Consider the following 3,309-nt stretch of genomic DNA (forward strand, 5'->3'; position numbering starts at 1 on the left):
GGTCAGGCGGGGGCGTCGCCGCGCAGCACGGCGGCCGCGGCGACCGCCCGGCGGCGCACGTCGGCGAGGTCGTCGCCGGACACGGTGACGTGCCCGAGCTTGCGGCCCGGGCGCACGCCCTTGCCGTACAGGTGCACCTTCGCGCCGGGGTCGAGCGCGGCGACCTCGGCGAGTCCGTCGGTCAGCGCGGCGCGGGTCGAGCCGAGCACGTTCGCCATCACGGTCCAGGGCGCGCGGGCCTGCGTGCCGCCCAGCGGCAGGTCCAGCACGGCCCGCAGGTGCTGCTCGAACTGGCTGGTCACGGAGCCGTCGATCGTCCAGTGGCCGGAGTTGTGCGGCCGCATGGCGAGCTCGTTGACCAGCACGCGCGGCGCGCCGCCGTCGGGGTCGGCGACCTCGAACAGCTCGACCGCCAGCACGCCCGTCACGCCCAGGCCCTCGGCGACCTCGCGGGCGATCCGCTCGGCCGTGGCGGCCGTGCGGGCGTCCAGGTCGGGGGCCGGGGCGACGACCTCGGCGCACACGCCGTCGCGCTGCACCGACTCGACGACCGGCCAGGTGCGGACCTCGCCGGACGGGGTGCGCGCCACCAGCGCGGCGAGCTCGCGGATGAACGGCACCCGCTCCTCGGCCAGCAGCGGGGCCCCGGTGCCCTCGGCGGCCGCGGCCAGCCAGTCGGCGGCCTCGTCGGCGGACCGCACGACCCGCACGCCCTTGCCGTCGTAGCCGCCGCGGGCGGTCTTCACCACGGCCGTGCCGTCGCCCGCCGCGAGGAACGCCGTCAGATCCTCGGCCGAGTCGATCGGCGCCCACCGCGGGCACGGCACGCCGAGCGCGGTCAGCCGGGTGCGCATCACGATCTTGTCCTGCGCGTGCACCAGCGCGTCCGGGCCGGGGCGCACCGCGACGCCGCGGTCCACCAGCTCGGTGAGCAGGCCGTTCGGCACGTGCTCGTGCTCGAACGTGAGCGCGTCCGCGCCGACCACCAGCGCCTCCACGGCCACCGGGTCCGCCGCCGCGCCCACGGGCGCGTCGACCACCACCTGCGCCGCCGACGACACGGCGTCCTCGACCAGCACCCGCAGGTGCACGCCGAGCGCCGTCGCCGCGGGCGCCATCATGCGGGCGAGCTGCCCACCACCGACCACTGCCACCACGGGTGCTGCCACGAGCCGTGAGCCTAACCGACCTCGCACAGCGGTCCCCCAGCGTCTCGCCGTACCCTGTCGGGGTGACTCCCTCCGGTGCGCCCCGCCTCGCGGCCGCACCGGGACCCGCCCCCGAGGCCCGTCCCGGACTGCTGCACGGCCTGCTCTACCGCATGCCGCGCCGGTCCCTGCGCGACCGGGCCCTGGAGCTGGTCCGGTTCGGCTCGGTCGGCACGGTCGCGTTCGTCGTCGACCTCGGCACGTACAACCTGCTGCGGTTCGGCCCCGTCGACGCCCTGCACGGCAAGCCGCTGACCGCGCGCATCATCGCCGTCGTGCTGGCGACGCTCGTGTCCTGGCTCGGCAGCCGGCACTGGACGTTCGCCGGCCAGAGCAAGCACCGCGGCGGGCGCGAGCTCCTGCTGTTCTCGGCGATCAACGTCGTCGGCATCGGGTTCACCGTCGGCACGCTGTGGTTCTCGCACTACGTGCTGGGGCACTCCGGGCCGTTCGCGGACAACGTCGCGAACATCATCGGCATCGCGCTCGGCACGGTCGTGCGGTACGTGGGCTACAAGATGTTCGTGTTCACCGGCTCGGCGGGGCTGCCGGTCGCGCTGGCCGAGGTGGGCCACGAGGCGCGGGCGGCCGAGGACCCGGCCGCGCCCGGCGCGGTCCCGCACCCCCGCGCCACGCGCGACTGACCCGGCCCGCGGTCACCCGGCCGCGGGAGCGCCGTCGGACGGCGGCGGGCCCGCCGGGGGCGGCGTCGGCCGGGCCACCAGCGTGGTCACCGCCAGCAGCACCACGGCCACCACCGCGACGCCCGCCACGTACGCCGGCGTCAGGTGCCCCGCGAGCACCAGCGCCAGCGCCGCGCCCGCCCCGATCACGACGCGCACCAGCACGCGCTGCTCGGCGAACCACACCCCGACCGGGCCGGTGCTGATCCCGCGCCGCTCGCCCGCCGTCCGGAGCCAGGTCGCGCCGCGGGTCCAGGACGCGCGCAGCGACCGCGCCGCCGACGTCCCGCCCGCCACGAACGCCACCAGCGCGACGACCACGCCCAGCACGAACGCCGAGCGCAGCGCGACCCGCAGGAACGCCACCACCTGGTCGTAGACCACCACGGCCGCGTCGGGCCGCTGCACCCCCGGCGGCAGCGCGTCGACGTACACCGACCGCCCGATCGTCAGCGCCGCGCCCAGCAGCAGCATCGCCCCGGCCAGCGACAGCCCCGCGATCACGAGCGCCCGCGCCCGGTGCACCGCCGCCAGCACCCCGGCGGCCAGCAGGCCGAGCGACAGCCAGATCAGCCAGGTGCCCAGCACGTCCAGCACCCGGTAGGCGTTCTGCGCCCGGACCAGGTCCTGGCTCTGCATGAGCGGGAAGCTCGCGCTGATGGCGGGCAGCCGGTCCACCACCGTGAACCCGGCGTCCGACAGCGAGCTGCGGACCGTGTCCACCACGCCCGTCAGGTCCACCACGAGCGTGCCCTGGGCGTCGATGCTCGCGATCGCGTCCGGGTCGCCGCGCAGCACCGCGTTCAGCTGGTCGTGCACCGTGCGGTTGGCCTCGTCCCACACCGCCTCGAAGACGTCCGAGGTGACGACCGCGTCGACCGCGCGGCGGATCACGGTGGTCGCACCGTCGACCAGCGGGCCCTGCAGCGAGCCGACCAGCGCGGTCACCCGCGGCGGCAGCCCGAGCCCCTCGATCGCCGTCACCGCGTCGGACGCCAGCCCGTCCAGGTCGGCGGCGTCCACGATCGCGCCGGTGACCCGGTTGGTCACGGCCCCCTGGATCTGCGGGTCGTCGACCAGCGGGCCCACGGTGGCGAGGTAGCGGTCGGTGTCGGTCACCAGGTCCCGGGCCCACACCGCGACGACCGCCACCGGGGCGAGCAGCGCGCCGAGCACGATCAGCACGACGGCCGCCGTCGCGCGGGTGCGGTGGCGCTGCCGCGGCGCCGGCGGGGGCGCACCCGGACCGGTCGCGGCGGGCCCGGCGGCCGCGTCGGCGGCGGCGCGCGCGGTCGCGGCGGCACGCAGCTGGGCGTTCTCCGCCTCCAGCGCGGCGATCCGCGCGGTGAGGTCCCCGGCCGTCCCCGGCGCGGGACGCTGCTCGGCCATCGCGCCCACCCCCTCGCAGCGCCGCCCGC

Annotated in this window: 3 protein-coding genes; 1 reads left to right on the plus strand and 2 read right to left on the minus strand. The window is 77.2% G+C overall.

Going from position 1 to position 3,309, the window contains the following annotated elements; all coding sequences use genetic code 11:
• Positions 1-2: 2 nt before the first annotated feature.
• Positions 3-1,169, minus strand: a complete 1,167-nt coding sequence (locus tag G6556_RS17835) for a 5-(carboxyamino)imidazole ribonucleotide synthase (protein WP_166944351.1) — start codon at positions 1,167-1,169, stop codon at positions 3-5.
• Positions 1,170-1,231: 62 nt separating this feature from the next.
• On the opposite strand from G6556_RS17835, the gene G6556_RS17840 reads away from it, so the two are divergent.
• Positions 1,232-1,852 (plus strand): GtrA family protein, encoded by a 621-nt coding sequence (locus G6556_RS17840; RefSeq protein ID WP_346774986.1) that lies wholly within the window; start codon positions 1,232-1,234, stop codon positions 1,850-1,852.
• Positions 1,853-1,864: 12 nt separating this feature from the next.
• On the opposite strand, the gene G6556_RS17845 is transcribed toward G6556_RS17840, so the two are convergent.
• Positions 1,865-3,309: hypothetical protein (locus tag G6556_RS17845; protein WP_346774987.1), on the minus strand; the 1,445-nt coding region annotated here is incomplete at its 5' end.

It is taken from the genome of Cellulomonas sp. IC4_254 (assembly GCF_011603975.1).
Lineage (GTDB): Bacteria > Actinomycetota > Actinomycetes > Actinomycetales > Cellulomonadaceae > Cellulomonas.